We start from the raw sequence: 1,056 nt of genomic DNA, 5'->3' as shown, positions 1-1,056 counted from the left end.
TGACCGGTGTCTGCGAACTGCCCGAGGGCACCGAGATGGTGATGCCCGGTGACAGCGTCACCATGGACGTCACCCTCATCGTCCCCGTCGCCATGGAAGAGAAGCTCCGCTTCGCCATCCGTGAAGGCGGTCGCACCGTCGGCGCAGGCGTCGTCGCAGCCATCAACGATTAAGTTCGGTACGCTCCTGCCGGGGCGCTTTTCTACCTACACCGCGTCACCCACGGATCGCCGCTGATCCGTGGGTGTTTTTTTTGCCTTCCATCATGAGGACCTCCACACGATGATGGTTTCCACCACCAACGAGATCGCTGGTTATCGTGTCGTTGCGCATCTCGGGATGGTCCGTGGCATCACGGTCCGCTCACGCAGCGTCATTGGGAACGTTGTCGGCGGGGTCCAGGCACTGTTCGGCGGTCGGATCGACGCCTACCTCTCTCTGGCCGAAACCGCTCGCCGGGAATCGTTCGAACACATGTGTGAACAGGCGGCAGCCGCCGGCGCCGATGCGATTGTGGGCATGCGCTACGATGCGACCGACATCATGGACGGCATCACCGAAGTCCTGGCCTATGGCACCGCAGTGAGAGTTGTTCGGGAATAGGCCAATGCCCCGCTTGTGCACCGGCTCGTTCCTGTATAGAGGAGCGGGGCGCGTAGGAGTGTAGCTCAACTGGTCAGAGCGCCGGTCTCCAAAACCGGAGGTTGCGGGTTCGAGTCCCTCCACTCCTGCCAGTGTTTCCTTGAGCGCAATGCCGGAACGGCCTCCTGTCGGGAGTGTCGAACCGGAGCGTGTTTCCCGCTCTCTGTCGATATGTCCGCGACGGTCGACAAGACCCGGGACTTGCGCTAGAGCGTTCGCACTCCGAGATCGGTGACTGTGTTCGGTGCGGGCTTCGACCAGAGCCTCCGCACCGGCCCGCTTTCCGGTCAGAGCCGATTTTCCCTGTTGTTGGCATCAATGGCATCGAACGAAGCAACGAAGAAGGCGGACCTGGCGCGCACCCCGCAGCGCGGATCCGCCACGCCGACGCCGCCTCGGGCGACCCCGCCCGTG

1 protein-coding gene, 1 tRNA gene and 1 pseudogene are annotated in these 1,056 nt (G+C 63.2%); all 3 read left to right on the top strand.

Annotation, left to right across the window (positions count from 1 at the left end):
• A pseudogene (tuf, locus tag FV220_RS25080) lies at positions 1 to 173 on the top strand (elongation factor Tu); the annotation flags it as partial.
• Between the two features lie 109 nt (positions 174 to 282).
• Complete coding sequence (locus FV220_RS25075; protein ID WP_056145562.1) at positions 283 to 603, top strand: heavy metal-binding domain-containing protein; 321 nt, start codon at positions 283 to 285, stop codon at positions 601 to 603.
• 54 nt (positions 604 to 657) lie between these two features.
• Positions 658 to 734, top strand: a tRNA-Trp gene (locus tag FV220_RS25070).
• Positions 735 to 1,056: the final 322 nt, after the last annotated feature.

This window comes from Methylobacterium sp. WL19, assembly GCF_008040005.1.
Classification (GTDB): Bacteria; Pseudomonadota; Alphaproteobacteria; order Rhizobiales; family Beijerinckiaceae; genus Methylobacterium; species Methylobacterium bullatum.
Note: the sequence above shows the minus strand (reverse complement) of the source record. Positions and strands in the feature narration are given on the sequence as shown.

What these genes read in the sequence shown, in the direction of transcription:
- FV220_RS25075 (WP_056145562.1), top strand. Translation starts at nt 283, where the DNA reads ATGATGGTTTCCACCACCAACGAGATCGCTGGTTATCGTGTCGTTGCG.